Source organism: Geothrix alkalitolerans (assembly GCF_022808885.1).
GTDB lineage: Bacteria > Acidobacteriota > Holophagae > Holophagales > Holophagaceae > Geothrix > Geothrix alkalitolerans.
Window position 1 is genome coordinate 23,047 of record NZ_JAKZLE010000006.1, and the last position, 16,653, is coordinate 39,699.

Here is a 16,653-nt window from a genome sequence, read left to right on the forward strand (position 1 = left end):
TGGAGCGAGGCCCGGCGTCTCGCGAGAGGCGCCGGGCCAGGGAATCGTGGGTCCTACTGGGCCAGTAGGGCCGCGTAGTTGGCGTCGGCCTTCTCGATGAGGGCTGCCGCGTCCTTCTTCCAGATATCGCGGGTGACGACGTTGGCGTCGGAAAAGAAGAGGTACAGCTTCCCATCGCGGATGACGTAATGCTTGGGGTTCACATCCACGCGCTGGTTGATGGCGCCCATGGCCCAGGCGCAGTAGCCGCCGTACTGGGGCAGGAAACGGTCGGGCTCGTTCTTGAACGCGGCGAGGTTCCGCTCGTTGGCGAAGCGGTAGGTCACGCCGGCGTGGTCGAAGGAGAGTTTGATGGTCCCCTGGACCGGCTTGTTGCCGCCCTCGGGCCAGTAGGAGACGGGATCGAAGCCTTCCAGGCCGACGTTGGCGCCGAGCAGGTTCAGGGTGGCGGAGCTGGGAACCTTCGGGGCCTGGGCGCGGGCGGCGCCGGGGGCCAGGCAAAGGGCGAGGACGATGGGAATGAGTTTGAGATGCATGGGGATCCTTTCGGGAGGTGAGGATTAGAAGAGGACGATCTGGTAGCCCTTGGTGATGTATTCACCGAGGGAGATGAGGCGGCCGATGCCTGGGACCATGAAGTCTCCGGTGACGGGGAGGCCGGAGGCCTCGGCCTCGTTGAGGGTGTCGTACGCGGCGGCGCAGGCGTTGCAGACGCCCGCGAACTTGTCCTCCACCGAGCGGAAGAGGCCGTGCATGGGGTGGTCGGCCTTGGTGACCTCGGCGGCCCAGCGGGTGCCGGCGCCCTGGAAGACCAGAGCCACCTCCTCGCCCCGCTGCTTCAAGTCCGAGGTGAGGATGAGGGCGTTGGAGAGGCGGCCGAAGGCCTCGTCGGTTCCCGGCTTGGGATCGGCGAAGACGACGATGGCGGTTTTGCTCATGGGAGCTCCTTAAGAAATGGACCGAACGTTCGGTACAATTTCAATCTAATCGTCCAGATTCCTGTGTCAAGGGTTTTTTGTACCGATCGTTCGGTATATCCTTGGGGCATGACCGGAGAACGCTCCACCCGAGAAGGAATCCTCCTGAGCCTCATGGAGGAATTCCGCTGCGCGGGCTTCGAGGGCGTCTCCCTCAGCCGCATCTCTGAGGTGACGGGCCTGGGGAAGGCGAGCCTCTACCACCACTTCCCCGGCGGGAAGGGCGAGATGGCCGAGGCGGTGATGGAGCTCGCGGCGAACTGGCTCGAGACGAACGTCTTCACGCACCTGGAGGCGGAGGGCGATCCCGTGGCCCGGCTCCAGGCCGTGCTGGCCTCGCTGGACAGCTTCTACGCCGGGGGCTCGAAGTCCTGCCTCCTGGACGTCATGCCGCTGGGCGGCAGCGAGTCCGTCCGGTCCGCCGTGAAGGCGGTCTTCCTCCGCCTCCGCTCGGGCCTCGAGCGGGTGGCCCTGGATGCCGGCCTCTCCGAAGCGCTCGCCGCCTCACGGGCCGAGGAGGCACTCGTCTCCCTGCAGGGGAGCCTCGTGCTCGCCCGGGGTCTTGGCGACACCGGGCCCTTCCTCCGCGCGGTGGACGCCCTGCGCAGAGAGTTCCTGCAGCGCCTCTGAGAGAACCCAAGGACCACGGCTACGCCTTCCTCGTCGAGAGCAAGGGGAGCGAGCTCCTCAAGACCCTCTCCATGTGGCGGACGTTCACGGACGCCGACCTGGATCGGCGCGTGGAGCCCCGCACCCGGACCTTGCGCGAGCAGGTGGTGCACCAGTGCGTGGGCGAGGACAGCTGGATGCGCAGGATGCTCGGTATCGACACGGGCCTGCCCCCGCTGCCCGCCAAGGAGTGCAGCGAGCCCTTCATCCATCACTACGGCGCCGCGACCGCCGCGCGCCCAGGGCCACGAAGGGGATCGCGATGAGGGGTGCCGGCACCGCGCGCAGGGGCCTGGGCAGCACCTGGACCAGCACCCGCTTGGGCAACCGGGGGACCAGGAGGATGCCCAGCGTCGCCGCGCCCGACGTCCTTGCCAGCCACCCGCTCCATGGATTCCGGGATTGGCGGAACCTCTGGGGCTTCGGCCACTTCCCTGATTCCCTGGCCTTCGGCCACGGCCTCGCCCTCGTCTGCCTGATGCTCGCCACCCAGACCATGTGCTGCCTCGCCCTGCTCGCGTGGCGCTTCGTCGTGCCCGCCTGCGCGGGCCACCTCGTCATCCTCGGCGCGGGCATCGCGATCGCCCACTGGCCCGATTGGTTCGTCGTGGGCCCCGGCACCGACGGCATGGAGCAGAGCGTCCTGCTCATCTCATGCTTCACATCCCTGGCCCTCGCCCACTGGCCCGCCCGCGCCATCGCACCGGACTTCATCGAGGCGCCGGGGGCGGTCTGACCTACCTGGCGCAAGCGGATCCAGACGCTGGGACCCAGGGCCCAGGAGCAAGAACCTGGGGGCGGCGGGCCGCCTCCCCGAGGGGTCGGTTTCAGGTGAAGAGCGAGGCCACGGCGGAGAGATTCTGGTCCCCGAGGCCGGCCTCCTGGGCACGCGCGAGCGCGCCCGCGGCTGCCTCTGTGAGGGGCGCCTCCGCGCCCTGTTCCCTCGCCGCCGCCCGGGCATAGCCGAGGTCTTTGGCGGCCAGGTCCACCGGGAAGAGGGGCGCGTGCATCCCCTCCTTGATGAGCCTCAATTGGGCCTTGGCTGCCGGGCTCATCACGGGAAGCTCCATGAGGGCGTTCCAGGCTGCCTCCTCCAGGCCCGCTCGCCGCAGCCACCCCAGGCTTTCGCCGAGGGCCGCAGCCTGGATGGCGAGGAGCGCGTTCACCGCCAGCTTCAGACGGGCGGCGGACCCCACCGGGCCCACCCAGTGCACGGCCGGGCCCATGGCCTGAAGCCACGGCGTGGCCCGGGTCGCCGCCTCGACGGGGCCTCCCACCAGGAAGGTGAGGGCCCCCCGTTCCGCCTGGGGCCGGGAACCCACGACCGGGGCCTCGAGGAAGGCCGCCTCGCAGCGTTCGGCGAGGGTGGCGAGCCGAGCCACCCAGCCGGGGCTGAGGGTGCTGCACTCCACCAAAAGCTGGCCGGGCCGGGCCTGGGCCAAGATCCCCCGCACAGGATGGGTCCACACCTCCTCCGAGGCCGAATCGTCCCGGAGCATGGTGAACACCACCTCGGCGCCTTCCGCCGCGGCACGGGGCGTGGACGCGGCGGCGGTTCCCTGGGCGACCAGCAGCGCCTGGGCCTCGGGGTGGCGGTTGTGCACGGACAAGGAGTGCCCGGCACGCTGAAGGGCCTGGGCCATGCGCTGGCCCATGGCGCCCAGCCCGATGAAGGCGATGTGGGTCACGGGAATCTCCTTCAGGCGCCGGCTGCCATCAGGTTCTTCAGGGCGGCCTGGGCGGCCTGGGTGCTGCGGATCACCGCCTCGGGATCGAGGGTGGTGCCTTCCACGGCGAGGACGGTGAGATCGGCGATACCCAGGAAGCCCAGGAAGGTACGCAGGTGGCCCTGCACGAAGTCCGCGGGCGCAAAGGCCCCTCCCAGGTAGCCGCTGGCTCCGTACGCCAGGCACACGATGGCCCGCTTCCCCTGCAGCAGGCCGCGGAACTGGCCATCCTCACCCATGGTCCACGTGCGCCCGCTGCGGGCGATGTGGTCCAGGTAGGCCTTCAAGGCCGAGGGCAGGCCGAAGTTGTACATGGGCACCGACAGCACCAGCAGGTCGGCGTCGAGCAGTTCGTCCACCAGCAGGTCGGAGAGCGCGACGGCCTGCTGTTGGGCGAGGGTCCGCTGTTCGGGGGCCGTGAGGAAGGCCTCGATGGCCGGTTGGCTGAGATGGGGCGGCGGGTCCTGGACCAGGTCACGTACCACCACTTCATCGGTGGGGTTCTTGTCCAGCCAGGCGTGGACCACCTGGTCGGCGAGGTCCCGGCTGTGGGATCCCACCCGGCGGGCGCTGGCGTCGATGCGAAGGATGCGGGTCATGGGGGCTCCAACACTCCCGTGGGGGAGGGTTCCACCATCCGTCCAGGCGGTTCGGCGATAAACCGGCATTCAAACCATGGATTCGTGCGAATATTGCATGAATGGATCTGGAAGCCCTCGACTACTTCATCCAGGTGGTCCGCCGCGGCAGCTTCGCCGCGGTGGCGAGGGATGCGGACCTCGATCCCTCCGCCGTCTCCCGCAGCATCGCGGCCCTGGAAGCCTCCCTCGGCCACCGGCTCTTCCAGCGCACCACGCGCCGCCTGGCCCTCACGGAGGCGGGCGAGTTGCTCCTGAGGCGGGCCGAACCCCTGTTGGCGGAGGTGCAGCAGGTGAGTGCGGAACTGACCGACCTGAAGGAGCGCCCGGCAGGGCGACTCCGCCTCCAGGCGCCCGTGAGCTTTGCCCAGCTCAACGTGACGCCCTATCTGCCGGAGTTCCTGCGCCTCCATCCCGGACTCAGCCTGGAGCTGATCCTCAACGACGCGTCGCTGGACCTGGTGGCGGAACGCATCGACCTGGCCATCCGGCTTGGCCCCCTGGCGGATTCCGGCCTGGTGGCCCAGCCCCTCCTGCCCATGGTGCCCCGGGTCTGCGCCACCCCGAGCTACCTCGCGCGGCATGGCTGGCCCCGGACGCCTGAGGCCCTGGCCCACCACGCCTGCCTGAACCTCGTGCTGCCGGGCTTCGGCGACGTCTGGAAGTTCCGGGACGCCTCGGGGCGCGTGACCGAGGTGCCGGTCCAAGGGCCGCTCCGCACCTCCAATGCCATCGCCCTGAAGCAGGGGGCCATGGCGGATCTGGGCATCATCCTCCAGGCGGAATGGATCGTCGCGCCGGAGCTGATCTCCGGAGCTCTCGTGGATCTCTTTCCCCACCATGAGGTCACGGCCGCCCACTTCGGCAACGCCGCCTGGTTCCTCTACCCCTCGAGGGCCTTCCTCCCCCTCAAGGTCCGCCGCTTTATGGGATTCCTCCGGGAGCGCCTGCAGAGCGCCCTGCCCGAAGGCCGGCGCCCCGCGCCCAGCAAGCCCCCCAGGCGTGCGCCCGGAGGGGCGGGTCGCGGCGGGAAGTCTTAGACCGAAACCGTGTCGGCGATCTCCCGGAAGTCCGCGATCTGGTCGAAGTTCATGTAGCGGTAGATGTCCTTCGCCTTGGCGTCCACGACGCCGATCTGGGCCCTGTACTCCTCCACCGTGGGGATCTTCCCGAGGAGGGCGCAGATGGCGGCCAGCTCAGCGGATCCCAGGTAGACGCGGGTGTCGAGGCCCAGGCGGTTGGGGAAGTTGCGGGTGGAGGTGGACATGGCCGTGCTGCCCTTGCGGACCTGCGCCTGGTTGCCCATGCAGAGCGAGCAGCCGGGCATCTCCATGCGGGCGCCCGTGCGGCCGAGGATGCCGTAGTAGCCCTCCTGGGTGAGGATGTAGGCGTCCATCTTGGTGGGCGGGGCGATCCAGAGCCGGGTGGAGAGGTCGGTCTTGCCGTCGAGCAGCTTCCCGGCGGCGCGGAAGTGGCCGATGTTGGTCATGCAGGAGCCGATGAACACCTCGTCGATGGTGTCGCCGGCCACGGTGGACAGCAGCTTCACGTCGTCCGGATCGTTCGGGCAGGCCACGATGGGCTCCTTCACGTCCGCGAGGTCGATCTCGATGACGGCGGCGTACTCCGCGTCCGCATCGGGGGCCAGCAGCTCGGGCTTGGCGATCCAGGCCTGCATGGCCTTGATGCGGTTCTCCAGCGTCTCGCGGTGCTCGTAGCCGTTGGCGATCATCCACTTCATGAGCGTGATGTTCGAGGTCATGTACTCGATGATCGGTTCCTGGTCCAAGCGCACGGTGCAGCCCGCGGCGCTTCTCTCGGCGGAGGCGTCCGTCAGCTCGAAGGCCTGCTCCACCTTCAGCTTGGGCAGGCCCTCGATCTCGAGGATGCGGCCGCTGAAGATGTTCTTCTTGCCCTTCTTCTCCACCGTCAGGAGGCCCTGCTGGATGGCGTAGTAGGGGATGGCGTTCACCAGGTCGCGCAAGGTGACGCCGGGCTGCAGCTCACCCTTGAAGCGCACCAGCACGGATTCGGGCATGTCGAGCGGCATGACGCCCGTGGCGGCGGCGAAGGCCACCAGGCCCGAGCCCGCGGGGAAGGAGATGCCGATGGGGAAGCGGGTGTGGGAGTCGCCGCCGGTGCCCACGGTGTCGGGCAGGAGCAGGCGGTTCAGCCAGCTGTGGATGACGCCGTCGCCGGGCTTCAGGGAGACGCCGCCGCGGTTCGTGATGAAGGGCGGCAGCTCGCGGTGGGTCTTCACGTCCACGGGCTTGGGGTAGGGGGCGGTGTGGCAGAAGGACTGCATCACCATGTCGGCGGAGAACTGGAGGCAGGCCAGGTCCTTCAGCTCGTCGCGGGTCATGGGGCCCGTGGTGTCCTGGGAGCCCACGGTGGTCATCCGGGGCTCGCAGTAGGTGCCGGGGCGGATGCCGGCCACGCCGCAGGCCTTGCCGACCATCTTCTGGGCCAGGGAGAAGCCCTTGCCGGTGTCCTTGGGGATTGCGGGCAGGCGGAAGGCGGTGGAGGCGGGCAGGCCCAGGGCCGCACGGGCCTTGGCCGTGAGGCCCCGGCCCACGATGAGGGGGATGCGGCCGCCGGCGCGGACTTCGTCGAAGATCACGTCGGACTTCACCTTGAACTCGGCGATGACCTTCCCGTTCTTCAGGGCCTTGCCCTCGTAGGGGCGCAGCTCGATGAGGTCGCCCATGTCCATGCTGTTGACGTCGAGCTCGATGGGCAGGGCGCCGGCATCCTCCATGGTGTTGTAGAAGATGGGGGCGATCTTGGAGCCCAGGCAGACGCCGCCGAAGCGCTTGTTGGGCACGAAGGGGATGTCCTCGCCGGTGAACCACAGCACGGAGTTGGTGGCGGACTTGCGGGAGGAGCCCGTGCCCACCACGTCACCCACGTAGGCCACCAGGTTCCCCTTGGCCTTGAGGCCCTCCAACTGCTTGAGGGGACCGACCTTGCCAGGCTCGTCGGGATTGATGCCGGGGCGGGCGTTCTTCAGCATGGCCAGGGCGTGGAGCGGAATGTCGGGCCGACTCCACGCGTCGGGGGCCGGGGAGAGGTCGTCGGTGTTGGTCTCGCCGGTCACCTTGAACACGGTGAGCGTGAGGCTCTGGGGCACCTCCGGGCGGCTGGTGAACCACTCGGCCTCGGCCCAGCTCTTCAGCACGGCCTGGGCATTCTGGTTGCCCTTGTCGGCCTTGGCCCTCACGTCTTCGAAGGCGTCGAAGACCAGCAGGGTCTTCTTGAGGCCCTCGGCGGCAATCCCGCCCACGGTGGCGTCGTCCAGCAGATCGATGAGGGGCTTGACGTTGAAGCCGCCGAGCATGGTGCCCAGCAATTCCGTGGCCTTCTCGCGCGAGACCAGGGCCACCTTCTCCTTGCCGCTGGCCACGGCGGCCAGGAAGGCCGCCTTCACGCGGGCGGCGTCGTCAACGCCAGCGGGCACGCGGTGGGTCAGCAGGTCGAGGAGGAAGGCCTCTTCGCCCTTGGGGGGATTGGCCAGCAGGTGGGTGAGCTCGTCAGTCTGAGCCTCGGTGAGCGGCAGGGGCGGAATCCCGAGGGCGGCACGCTCGGCAACGTGTTGGCGATAGGCTTGCAGCACGGTCAACTCCCCCTGGAAACGCCGCTTGGCGCGAACGATATGGCTTTGGCGGGGCACCATCCCCCGCAGAGGGCAGGCATAAACTCCCGCCAGGTCCATTCTACATGGGCCGCTCTGGGGAGCCCCCACCGGCGCCGTTGTGGGAGCCAACTTCGAGGCTAATTCCTAGTAGCCGGCCGCCTGGCCGTCCTTCCGCGATTCACTGGCCCCGAAGTAGACCTTCTGCTGAGGGTCCCAGCGGATGGCCTGGTAGCCACCGTAGCCACCGAACATCCATCCCACGCCATGGCCGCGGTTCATCAGCTCGCGGACGGTTTCGTAGGGGAATCCACTTTCCAGCTGGATGGTACCTGGCAGCCTGCCCTTCTCGCCGGTGGGCTCCGGGGAGCCGTCGTGGCTCATGCGGGGGGCGTCGCCGGCCTCCTGGGCGTTCATGCCGAAGTCGATCAGATTCATCACGATCTGGACATGCCCCAACGGCTGGAACTCGCCGCCCATGACGCCGTAGCTGAGGAAGGGCACGCCATCCTTAGTGATGAAGCCCGGGATGATGGTGTGGAAGGGCCGCTTGCCGGGCGCGTAGGTGTTGGCGTTGCCCTCCTCCAGGTTGAACAGCTCGCCCCGGTCCTGGAGGCAGAAGCCCAGGTCGCCGGGCGTCATGCCGCTGCCCATGCCGCGGTAGTTGCTCTGGATGAGGCTCACCATGTTGCCCTCGCCGTCGGCGGTGGTGAGGTAGACCGTGTCGCCTTCCTTGAGGGGCGGGTGGCCCGCCTCCAGGCGGCGCGAGGCGCGGTCGCCGATGAGGGCGCGGCGCTGGGCCGCGTAGTCCTTCGACAGCAGCCAGGAGAGGGGCACCTTCATGAAGGCCGCATCGGCGTAGAACTTGGCCCGGTCCTCGAAGGCCAGTTTCTTGGCCTCGGTGAAGAGGTGAACATGCTGAGGGCTGCCGAAGGGGATCTTCGAGAAGTCGTAGCCCTCGAGGATGTTCAGCATCTGGAGGGCCGCGATGCCCTGGCCGTTGGGGGGCAGTTCCCAGACGTCGTAGCCGCGGTAGTTCACGCTGACGGGTTCCACCCAGTCCGAGTGGTGGGCGGCCAGGTCTTCAAAGCTGAGGAATCCTCCGTTGGCCTTCATGTAGGCGTCGATCTTCCGGGCGATCTCGCCCTTGTAGAAGGCGTCGCGGCCGTCCCTGGCGAGGATCTCCAGCGTCTTCGCCAGGCGCGGGTTGCGGAAGACCTCGCCGCTCACGGGGCCGCGCTTGCCGTCCACGGTGAAGGTCTCGAGAAAGCCCGGGAACTTGCCCAGCACGGGCACGCTGCGGCCCCAGTAGTAGGCGATGAGCTCGCTGACGGGGAAGCCTTCCCTGGCGTACCGGATGGCGGGCGCCAGCACCTGGGCCATGGGCAGCCTGCCGAACTTCTTGTGCAGCTCGAACCAGCCGTCCACGCAGCCCGGCACGCTTACCGGCAGCGGCCCCTGGGGCGGGATGTGCTTCAGGCCCAGCTTCTTGAAGTGATCGAGGGTGAGGGATTTCGGCGAACGGCCGCTGCCGTTGAGGCCATGCAGCTTTTTCGCCTTCGCGTCCCACACGATGGCGTAGAGGTCGCCGCCCATGCCGCTGCCCGTGGGCTCCATGAGACCCAGGGCGGCATCCGCTGCGATGGCCGCATCCACCGCAGAGCCGCCCTGCTTGAGGATATCGAGGGCGATCTGGGTCACCAGGGCCTGGCTGGTGCAGGCCATGCCGTGCTGGGCCGCCACCTCGGAGCGCGTGGCGAAGGCCCGGCCGGTGACGCGGTCGCCGGCCAGCAGGGAGAAGGCGGCCAGGGGAAGAGCGAGGCATGCCGCGGGGAGGCGCGTCGAGAGGCGCATGGGGAACTCCGGGAGAGGACCTCATTGAAGCCCTGGTTGCCTCGCAAGTCGAGGCTTCATTTCGAGGTCCGCTGCGCCATGCTGGTGTCGAGGTGTCCCATGACGTTCGATGCTGCCACCCGGGAAGCTCATCTTCTGCGTTACCGCACGGGCCCCGCCCTGCTCCGTCGGGCCTGGGAGGAGGTGCCCGTGGAGGCCCGCACCTGGCGACCCGCCGAGGGGAAGTGGAGCGCCCACGAGGTGGTGGTCCACTGCGCCGACTCCGAGACCTATGCCGCCATCCGGATCCGGCTCCTGCTGGCGGATCCGGAGCCCCTCATCGTGGGCTACGACGAGAACGCGTGGGCGCAGCGCTTCGACTACCATGCCTCGGACCCGGAGCTGGCGCTCCAGCTGATCGAGGCGGCGAGGGCGCACACCGTTTCCACGCTCGAGCGGCTGCCGGAATCGGCCTGGGGCCGCCTGGGTCGCCACACGCACAGCGGCCCTTACGGTACCGATGACTGGCTTCGGAACTACGCCGCCCACCTGGAGGTCCACGCCGCCCAGATCCGGCGGAATGCGGCAGCCTGGAAGACTCACTGAACCCCCGCCAGCGAATGTCGCAACACCCTCGTCGGCCATGGCTAGAATGAGCGACTCCCCGAAGGAGATCCCATGCCTCTCGTTCGCATATCTCATCGTTCCGGCGTGAGCGACGCCTATCGGCAGACCCTGTCGGACGGCGTCCAGGAAGCGCTCGCCGCGACAGTGAACGTCCCGGCGGACGATCGCTTCCACATCCTCACGGAGCACGTCTCGGGCCTGATCTTCGATCCCCATTACCTGGGCATCGAACGGTCGCCGGAATGGGTGGCCATCCAGATCACGCTCCGGAAGGGACGCACCGTGGAGATGAAGCAGGCGCTGTACCGCCGGATCGTGGACAACCTGGCGAAGGATCCCGGTCTCCGACCCGAGGACGTGATGATCTGCCTGGTGGAGAACGAGCTGGCCGACTGGTCCTTCGGGAAGGGTGAAGCCCAGTATGTCCGCTGACCTCGACCTGGACGCCTACCTGCGGCGCATCGGCTTCGCGGGCGAGCCGCGGCCCGACCTGGCCACACTGCGGGCTCTGCATCTGGCCCACGCCTCCACCATCCCCTTCGAGAACCTGGACATCCAGATGGGGCTGCCCATCCGACTGGACCTCGCCTCCCTCCAGGCCAAGCTGGTGCGCCGCCGCCGCGGCGGCTACTGCTTCGAGCAGAACGGCCTCTTCCTGGCGGTACTCCGTCGCGTGGGCTTCGAGGTCATCCCCTGCGAGGCGAGGGTGCGTCGCGGCGCGACCGCGCTGCTCCCCCGCACCCACATGCTGCTGCTGGTGCTGCTGGAGGGCGGACGCTGGCTCTGTGACGTGGGCTTCGGCGGGGAGGGGCTGTTGCAACCCCTGCCATTGGACGGCCAGCCCCATGTCCAGTTCCTGCACCGCTACCGCGTGGTCGAGGAGACGGATGGGGAGCCGCTGAACGTGCTCCAGTGCCTTCAGGACGGCACCTGGGTGGACTTCTACGCGTTCCGGGCCGAGGAGCGGTTCCCGGTGGACTACGAGATGGCCAACCATTACACGAGTACCCATCCCGAGTCCCGCTTCGTGGCCACCCTCACGGCCCAGCTTCCGGGCCCCGAGGTGCGCCGCATCCTCCGCAACCGCGCCTATGCCGAGATCCGCGGCGACGCCATCGAGGGTCGCGAGCTGGCGCCGGAAGAGGTCATCCCCGTCCTGAGGGAGGTCTTCGGACTGGACGTTCCCGAAGGGGCGGGCTTCCGGGCCTTCGGAGGCTAGTCTCCGTAGCGCGTGGGAAGGGCCGCCAGTTCCCGGGACACCTCGCCGGCCAGGTGCCTCCTCTGGGCCTCGGGGAGCTGGTCGGCCACCGGGTAGATCCGCTCCTCCTCCAGGTTGTTGTGCGCTGCCAGGCGACGTTGGACGGCCTCGACACCGGACCGGATCGCGGCCCAGTCCAGCTCGGCCCCCTTCAGGGCCTTCACGGCCGCCGCCAGGCTGGCCATGAAGAAGTCGTGGTCCTCGCGCAGGGTCTGGAGGGCCTCCGCCAGGTCCGGGCGGGCCTCGGCCACGGCGGGGAAGAGGGCTCTGTGCTCCGCGTGGATGTGCACGGCCAGGCGCATCCAGACCCGGTCCAGGGCGCGGTGCGCCTCCGGCTGGAGACCGCGATCCATGGCCATCCTGGCTTCTCCGAAGAGCGCATCGATCTCGGCATGGTCCGCCGCCAGGTGGCCGGCGATGGGGTCCGGGCTCTCCCTCCCGGCGCTCTCCCGGGCGGCGATGACATGCTCGGCCTTCCCAGATTCGAAGATCTTCTGCAGCTCGAGAAAGGTGGCGCCCAGGGCAGAGCCCTGCGCCCGCCGCCGTCGCCAGTAGATCCAGCCGCGGGCCTCCATCCAGAGCCCCAGCCGGTCCAGCAGGCCCAAGGCCACCACGACGAGGGCGAGGGCCAGGAGGGGGTCGGGCGGCGAGATGGACACGGAGTCTCCTGCCGGAGCGTGGGATCATGGTGCCATGACCAAGGTTGCGCCATGAGCGCCAAGGCGCCATCCACCAACGCCACGCGGCTGCTCCGGCAGGCGGGCGTGGCCTACACCGAGCACCTCTACCGCTACGAGGACCACGGCGGCACGGCCGTGAGCGCCCGGGAGCTGGGCGCGGACGAGCACGCGGTCATCAAGACGCTGGTGATGGAGGACGAGAAGGGCGCGCCGCTCATCATCCTCATGCACGGGGACCGCGAGGTGAGTACCAAGGAACTGGCCCGCCAGATCGGCGCGAAGTCCGTGCAGCCCTGCAAGCCCGAGGTGGCCAACCGCCACAGCGGCTACCTGGTGGGTGGCACCAGCCCCCTCGGCACCAGGAAGGCCATGCCCGTCCACGCCGAGGCCAGTATCTTCGAGCTGCCGAAGATCTACCTCAACGGCGGCAGCCGCGGCTTCCTCGTGGGGCTGGATCCGAAGGATCTGGAGCGGGTGCTGAAGATTGTCCGGGTGAGTGTGGCGATTCCGTAGGCGCCGACACGCCCCTGCAGACTGTTCAACCGCAGAGAACGCGGAGAGCGCAGAGGGAAAGACGAATCATCTAGGTCAGAGGGGTCCAGACCCATTCATTCTCTGCGTTCTCTGTGCCCACTGGGGTTGACAATGCAGTTCGTCCAAGCGGACCTTCGGAGGTTTCGATGACGCACACCAGGCGCCCCCTCGGCCGGACTGGCCTCTCGATCTCCCCGCTGGTCTTTGGCGGCAATGTGTTCGGCTGGACCATCGACAAGAAAACCTCCTTCGAGATCCTGGACCGCTTCGTGGAGGCGGGCTTCGAGACCGTGGACACCGCGGACGTGTACTCCATCTGGAAGCCCGGGAACCAGGGCGGCGAGTCGGAAACCATCCTGGGCGAGTGGATGAAGGCGCGCCGCTGCCGCGACCGGATCGTCCTCATCACCAAGGTGGGGATGGAGATGGGGCCGGACCGGAAGGGCCTGTCCGAGGCCTGGATCGAGCGCGCCGTGGAGGACTCCCTGCGCCGCCTCCAGACCGACCACATCGACGTTTACCTGTCCCACAAGTTCGATCCGGGCACGCCCCATGATGAGACCCTTGCCGCCTACCAGAAGCTGATCGCCGCCGGGAAGGTGCGGGCCATCGGGGCCTCCAACTACGACGCCGGGCAGCTGGGCGCCGCCCTCAGCGCGTCCGCCAAGGGGCTTCCCCGCTACGAGGTGCTGCAGCCCGAATACAACCTGTACGACCGCCAGGGCTATGACGGCGCTCTCCGGGACCTCGCCATGGCCGAGGGGCTGGGCGTCATTACCTACTTCAGCCTGGCCAAGGGCTTCCTCAGCGGGAAGTACCGCAGCGAAGCGGATCTCGGGAAGAGCCCGCGGGGAAAGGGGATCAAGGCCTACCTGAACGAGCGGGGCTTCCGCATCCTGGGGGTGCTGGACACCGTGGCCGCGCGGCACGGGGCCAAGCCTGCGGAGGTGGCCCTGGCCTGGCTCATGGCGCGCCCTGGCGTCACGGCCCCCATCGCCAGCGCCACCAGCCTGGACCAGCTGGACAGCCTGATCCGCGCGGCATCGCTGACGCTGACCGCCGAGGACATGGCCGCCCTGGAGGTGGCGAGTCGGATCTGAGTCCCGGTTCCTTCGGGCAGCCGATCCAACTGCCAGGAAAGCAGGTTACAAAGGGCACCAAGAAGATCGCGAATACGCCCTTCGCTTCTTTCTTCGCGGTCTTCGCGTTCGTCCTTTCAGGCCGGAAGTCAGGCTTTGGCATCCCGCTCATAGGCATGCCGGAGCCAGGGCAGGACCCCATCGAGATCCGCCTCGGTGGTGATCTCCAGCTTGTGCGTGATCCGGTCCTTCCTCCGGAACCCGCCAGTGTCCTTGAGCCGCCCGGAGGGGTCCCCGACGGTGGCGGGATCGCCCAGCGCCAGGCCCAGATCCAGGCGCGAGGCGAAGGGCTTCACTTCGGCGAAGACGTGATGGCGGTAGAAGGGGACGATGGTCTGGCAGGGGCAGACCTTCACGTCGGAGCCGAGGCCCCGGGCCCGGAGGACGATGGCCTCGAAGAGCGGGCGCAGGGCGGCCTTCTTCCCCGCGTATTGGGCCTCCACGTAGCGGGGCGCCGCGGCCAGATAGCCCTCCGGTGTGTCGTCGAAGGCGTGGCTGGTGGCTTGGCCGGGCGCAGCGCAGGCCCTCTGGGCCACCAGGCCGGCCTGCGTGCCACCGAGGCCCCGGGCCCTCAGCCAGGCTGAGCAGCCCTTGAGGTCGGATGGGGCCTCTTCCCGGGCCAGGGCCACCCAGGCTGCCAGGTCGCGGCCCGAGTTCCGCTCGAGGTTGGCGAGGATGGCCTGGATGTAGGCCACGCTGGGGTGTAGGTCATAGGGGCAGGGGACTTGGAATTGAACGGCCATGGAGGCTCCCGCGCAGAAGTCTAGCTGTGATCCCTGTCATGGGTTCCAGGTTCCACGACCGTGCTACCTTCCCTCCCAACCTTCCAACCCAATCCACCTCACCCCGTTCTCGGAGCCTTCCATGAGCGACGTGGAAATCAGCATCACCCAGCAGAAGACCATCCAGGCGCTGCAGAAGGGGGAGGCCCCCATCCCGATGCGGGGCTGGCTGGCCAAGCAGGCAGCCATCAACTACGAGGTGGAGCGGGCCCTGGCGGAGGCCGATCCCGGCGCCTTCTGGGCGGACAAGGCCCGGGGTCTGGACTGGGCCGAGCCCTGGAGCAAGGTCTTCGAGTTCAACGCGCCCAACCACGCCTGGTTCCTGGGCGGGAAGCTCAACGCCACCGTCAACTGCATCGACCGCCACGTGCACAGCGACCGGCGCAACAAGGCCGCCCTGCTGTGGGTGGGCGAGGACGGCGACGAGCGCTCCTACACCTACAACCGCCTCTACCGCGAGATGAACCGCTTCGCCAACACGCTCAAGCGCCTGGGTGTTCGAGCGGGTGACCGGGTCATCCTCTACATGCCGCTCACGCCCGAGGGCATCATCTCCATGTTGGCCTGCGCCCGCATCGGCGCCATCCACAGCGTGGTCTACGCGGGCATGGGCGCCTTGGCCTTGCGCACCCGCATCGAGGATGCCGGAGCCAAGGTCGTCGTGTGCTCCGACTTCACCTACCGCCGGGGCAAGGCCATCGCCCTCAAGCCCATCGTGGACGAGGCGGTGCGTGACCTGAGTTCCGTGGATCACGTCATCGTCCATCGCCGTGGCTCGCGGCCGGGCGACGCGCCGGTCACCTTCGCCAGCGAGCGCGAGAAGGATTTCTACGACATCCAGCAGGGCCGAGACATCCACTGCGAGCCAGAGATGGTGGACGCCGAGCATCCGCTGTTCATCCTCTACACCAGCGGAACAACGGGAAAGCCCAAGGGTGTGGTGCATGCGACCGGTGGCTACCTGGTGGGGGTGAACTACCTGAGCAAGGCCTTCTACCAGATCCAGGAGCGGGACATCTACTGGAGCACCTCCGACATTGGCTGGATCGTGGGCCACAGCTTCATCGTCTACGGACCCCTCAGCATCGGCGCGACCGTGCTGTGCCGCGAGGGCGCGCCGGACTACCCCAGCCCGGAAGTCACCTGGGAGCTCTGCGAGCGCTTCGGGGTGAACGTCATGTTCACGGCCCCCACCGCCGTGCGCATGTGGATGAGCCACGGAGCCGAGGCCCCCGGGAAGTTCGATCTGAGCAAGCTGCGCCTCCTGGCCTGCGCCGGAGAGCCCCTGAACCCCGAGGCCCACCGCTGGGCCCAGCAGCACCTGGTGGGCCAGGGCAACGGCATGGTGGTGGACAACTGGTGGCAGACCGAAATCGCCGGCCCCGTCATCGGCACCCTGCCCACCTTCGAGGCCCGGCCCGGCAAGGCGGGCAAGCCCATGCCCGGGGCCCAGCTGGCCGTGGTGAACCGTGATGGCAGCGCGGTGCCGGACGGCCAGGGCGGGCTGCTGGTCATCAAGTTCCCGCTGCCCTACATGCTGCGCACGGTCTGGAACGATCCCAATCGCTACGAGGACTACTGGCGGGACATCCCGGGCTGCTACAGCGCCGGGGACGTGGCCGTTCGGGATGCCGACGGCTACATCGCCGTGCTGGGCCGCTCCGACGACGTGCTCAACGTGGCGGGCCACCGCATCGGCACCGCCGACGTGGAGGGCTCGCTCATCCGCCATCCGGCCGTGGCGGAAAGCGCCGTGGTGGGAATTCCCGACCCCATCAAGGGGGAGAGCATCAAGGCCTACGTGGTGGTCAAGGCTGGTATCGAGGCTGGCCCCGGGCTCATCGCCAGTCTCAAGGACCATGTCCGCGAGGACCTGGGCGGCATCGCCACCCCTTCGGACATCGAGATCCGCGCCAGCCTGCCCAAGACGCGCTCGGGCAAGATCGTCCGCCGCGCCCTCAAGGCCTGGGCCCTGGGGCAGGATCCGGGGGATCTGAGCACCTTGGCGGATTGATATCCTCCGGGGGTTCCCCGCTCCGCTGCGCTGCGCGGACACCCCCGGACCCCCGCGCTCGGCACGGCGGAGCCGTGCCGAGCTTATGCTCCCCGGGGTCCCCCCCGCAGCGCGTGCGCCGCGAGGATCTAAGGTCTCGCTCCG

General features: G+C 68.5%; 18 protein-coding genes. 10 read left to right on the forward strand and 8 right to left on the reverse strand.

The window, feature by feature from the left end:
• Positions 1 to 53: 53 nt before the first annotated feature.
• Together MLJ35_RS11985 and MLJ35_RS11990 are read right to left on the reverse strand one after the other, a co-directional pair.
• Entirely contained in the window at positions 54 to 536 is a 483-nt protein-coding gene (locus tag MLJ35_RS11985) for a YHS domain-containing (seleno)protein (RefSeq protein WP_243384542.1), read from the reverse strand.
• A gap of 24 nt (positions 537 to 560) precedes the next feature.
• The gene (locus MLJ35_RS11990) at positions 561 to 938 is read right to left on the reverse strand and encodes a DsrE family protein (RefSeq protein WP_243384543.1); all 378 of its coding nucleotides are present in this window, start codon (positions 936 to 938) and stop codon (positions 561 to 563) included.
• Between the two features lie 108 nt (positions 939 to 1,046).
• Here MLJ35_RS11990 and MLJ35_RS11995 point away from each other — a divergent pair, with 108 nt between their 5' ends.
• From MLJ35_RS11995 to MLJ35_RS12005, 3 genes are all read left to right on the forward strand, one after another.
• Complete coding sequence (locus MLJ35_RS11995; RefSeq protein ID WP_243384544.1) at positions 1,047 to 1,607, forward strand: TetR/AcrR family transcriptional regulator; 561 nt, start codon at positions 1,047 to 1,049, stop codon at positions 1,605 to 1,607.
• Positions 1,608 to 1,678: 71 nt separating this feature from the next.
• The gene (locus MLJ35_RS12000; RefSeq protein ID WP_243384545.1) at positions 1,679 to 1,912 is read left to right on the forward strand and encodes a hypothetical protein; all 234 of its coding nucleotides are present in this window, start codon (positions 1,679 to 1,681) and stop codon (positions 1,910 to 1,912) included.
• Between the two features lie 77 nt (positions 1,913 to 1,989).
• Positions 1,990 to 2,382 carry a hypothetical protein gene (locus MLJ35_RS12005; RefSeq protein WP_243384546.1) on the forward strand — a complete coding sequence of 131 codons (393 nt, stop codon included), beginning with the start codon at positions 1,990 to 1,992 and terminating at the stop codon, positions 2,380 to 2,382.
• Between the two features lie 91 nt (positions 2,383 to 2,473).
• Here MLJ35_RS12005 and MLJ35_RS12010 read toward each other — a convergent pair whose 3' ends face one another.
• Complete coding sequence (locus MLJ35_RS12010) at positions 2,474 to 3,334, reverse strand: NAD(P)-dependent oxidoreductase (RefSeq protein WP_243384547.1); 861 nt, start codon at positions 3,332 to 3,334, stop codon at positions 2,474 to 2,476.
• A gap of 11 nt (positions 3,335 to 3,345) precedes the next feature.
• Entirely contained in the window at positions 3,346 to 3,972 is a 627-nt protein-coding gene (locus MLJ35_RS12015) for an FMN-dependent NADH-azoreductase (protein ID WP_243384548.1), read from the reverse strand.
• 101 nt (positions 3,973 to 4,073) lie between these two features.
• On the opposite strand from MLJ35_RS12015, the gene MLJ35_RS12020 reads away from it, so the two are divergent.
• The gene (locus MLJ35_RS12020) at positions 4,074 to 5,051 is read left to right on the forward strand and encodes a LysR family transcriptional regulator (protein WP_243384549.1); all 978 of its coding nucleotides are present in this window, start codon (positions 4,074 to 4,076) and stop codon (positions 5,049 to 5,051) included.
• On the opposite strand, the gene acnB is transcribed toward MLJ35_RS12020, so the two are convergent.
• Positions 5,048 to 7,624, reverse strand: coding sequence for a bifunctional aconitate hydratase 2/2-methylisocitrate dehydratase (acnB, locus tag MLJ35_RS12025; RefSeq protein ID WP_243384550.1), 2,577 nt, complete (start codon positions 7,622 to 7,624; stop codon positions 5,048 to 5,050). The two genes, MLJ35_RS12020 and acnB, sit on opposite strands and share 4 nt — an antisense overlap.
• A gap of 165 nt (positions 7,625 to 7,789) precedes the next feature.
• Positions 7,790 to 9,496, reverse strand: a complete 1,707-nt coding sequence (gene ggt, locus MLJ35_RS12030) for a gamma-glutamyltransferase (protein WP_243384551.1) — start codon at positions 9,494 to 9,496, stop codon at positions 7,790 to 7,792.
• Between the two features lie 99 nt (positions 9,497 to 9,595).
• Between ggt and MLJ35_RS12035 the strand changes: the two genes are divergently transcribed.
• The 3 genes from MLJ35_RS12035 (at position 9,596) to MLJ35_RS12045 (ending at position 11,321) form a co-directional block, all read left to right on the forward strand.
• Positions 9,596 to 10,081 carry a DinB family protein gene (locus MLJ35_RS12035; RefSeq protein ID WP_243384552.1) on the forward strand — a complete coding sequence of 162 codons (486 nt, stop codon included), beginning with the start codon at positions 9,596 to 9,598 and terminating at the stop codon, positions 10,079 to 10,081.
• Between the two features lie 72 nt (positions 10,082 to 10,153).
• Entirely contained in the window at positions 10,154 to 10,534 is a 381-nt protein-coding gene (locus tag MLJ35_RS12040; protein ID WP_243384553.1) for a tautomerase family protein, read from the forward strand.
• Complete coding sequence (locus MLJ35_RS12045) at positions 10,524 to 11,321, forward strand: arylamine N-acetyltransferase family protein (protein ID WP_243384554.1); 798 nt, start codon at positions 10,524 to 10,526, stop codon at positions 11,319 to 11,321. The genes MLJ35_RS12040 and MLJ35_RS12045 overlap by 11 nt, the downstream gene beginning before the upstream one ends.
• On the opposite strand, the gene MLJ35_RS12050 is transcribed toward MLJ35_RS12045, so the two are convergent.
• The gene (locus MLJ35_RS12050; protein ID WP_243384555.1) at positions 11,318 to 12,019 is read right to left on the reverse strand and encodes a hemerythrin domain-containing protein; all 702 of its coding nucleotides are present in this window, start codon (positions 12,017 to 12,019) and stop codon (positions 11,318 to 11,320) included. The two genes, MLJ35_RS12045 and MLJ35_RS12050, sit on opposite strands and share 4 nt — an antisense overlap.
• A 51-nt stretch (positions 12,020 to 12,070) precedes the next feature.
• Here MLJ35_RS12050 and ybaK point away from each other — a divergent pair, with 51 nt between their 5' ends.
• The gene (gene ybaK / locus MLJ35_RS12055; RefSeq protein WP_243384556.1) at positions 12,071 to 12,553 is read left to right on the forward strand and encodes a Cys-tRNA(Pro) deacylase; all 483 of its coding nucleotides are present in this window, start codon (positions 12,071 to 12,073) and stop codon (positions 12,551 to 12,553) included.
• A 167-nt stretch (positions 12,554 to 12,720) separates the two neighbouring features.
• Complete coding sequence (locus MLJ35_RS12060) at positions 12,721 to 13,674, forward strand: aldo/keto reductase (protein WP_243384557.1); 954 nt, start codon at positions 12,721 to 12,723, stop codon at positions 13,672 to 13,674.
• Positions 13,675 to 13,802: 128 nt separating this feature from the next.
• Here the strand turns inward: MLJ35_RS12060 and MLJ35_RS12065 are convergent, their stop codons facing one another.
• Positions 13,803 to 14,456: a DUF5655 domain-containing protein gene (locus tag MLJ35_RS12065; protein ID WP_243384558.1), complete on the reverse strand. Its 654-nt coding sequence runs from the start codon at positions 14,454 to 14,456 to the stop codon at positions 13,803 to 13,805.
• Positions 14,457 to 14,577: 121 nt separating this feature from the next.
• Here MLJ35_RS12065 and acs point away from each other — a divergent pair, with 121 nt between their 5' ends.
• The gene (gene acs, locus MLJ35_RS12070; protein ID WP_243384559.1) at positions 14,578 to 16,509 is read left to right on the forward strand and encodes an acetate--CoA ligase; all 1,932 of its coding nucleotides are present in this window, start codon (positions 14,578 to 14,580) and stop codon (positions 16,507 to 16,509) included.
• The last annotated feature ends 144 nt before the right edge of the window (positions 16,510 to 16,653 follow it).

Bases quoted from the DNA above. Each gene is read 5' to 3' on its own strand.
- MLJ35_RS12060 (WP_243384557.1), top strand. From the start codon at position 12,721: ATGACGCACACCAGGCGCCCCCTCGGCCGGACTGGCCTCTCGATCTCC.
- MLJ35_RS12045 (WP_243384554.1), top strand. From the start codon at position 10,524: ATGTCCGCTGACCTCGACCTGGACGCCTACCTGCGGCGCATCGGCTTC.
- MLJ35_RS11995 (WP_243384544.1), top strand. From the start codon at position 1,047: ATGACCGGAGAACGCTCCACCCGAGAAGGAATCCTCCTGAGCCTCATG.
- MLJ35_RS11990 (WP_243384543.1), bottom strand. From the start codon at position 938: ATGAGCAAAACCGCCATCGTCGTCTTCGCCGATCCCAAGCCGGGAACC.
- MLJ35_RS12020 (WP_243384549.1), top strand. From the start codon at position 4,074: ATGGATCTGGAAGCCCTCGACTACTTCATCCAGGTGGTCCGCCGCGGC.
- MLJ35_RS12015 (WP_243384548.1), bottom strand. From the start codon at position 3,972: ATGACCCGCATCCTTCGCATCGACGCCAGCGCCCGCCGGGTGGGATCC.
- MLJ35_RS12065 (WP_243384558.1), bottom strand. From the start codon at position 14,456: ATGGCCGTTCAATTCCAAGTCCCCTGCCCCTATGACCTACACCCCAGC.
- MLJ35_RS11985 (WP_243384542.1), bottom strand. From the start codon at position 536: ATGCATCTCAAACTCATTCCCATCGTCCTCGCCCTTTGCCTGGCCCCC.
- acs (WP_243384559.1), top strand. From the start codon at position 14,578: ATGAGCGACGTGGAAATCAGCATCACCCAGCAGAAGACCATCCAGGCG.
- MLJ35_RS12040 (WP_243384553.1), top strand. From the start codon at position 10,154: ATGCCTCTCGTTCGCATATCTCATCGTTCCGGCGTGAGCGACGCCTAT.
- MLJ35_RS12005 (WP_243384546.1), top strand. From the start codon at position 1,990: ATGCCCAGCGTCGCCGCGCCCGACGTCCTTGCCAGCCACCCGCTCCAT.
- MLJ35_RS12035 (WP_243384552.1), top strand. From the start codon at position 9,596: ATGACGTTCGATGCTGCCACCCGGGAAGCTCATCTTCTGCGTTACCGC.
- ggt (WP_243384551.1), bottom strand. From the start codon at position 9,496: ATGCGCCTCTCGACGCGCCTCCCCGCGGCATGCCTCGCTCTTCCCCTG.
- ybaK (WP_243384556.1), top strand. From the start codon at position 12,071: ATGAGCGCCAAGGCGCCATCCACCAACGCCACGCGGCTGCTCCGGCAG.
- MLJ35_RS12000 (WP_243384545.1), top strand. From the start codon at position 1,679: ATGTGGCGGACGTTCACGGACGCCGACCTGGATCGGCGCGTGGAGCCC.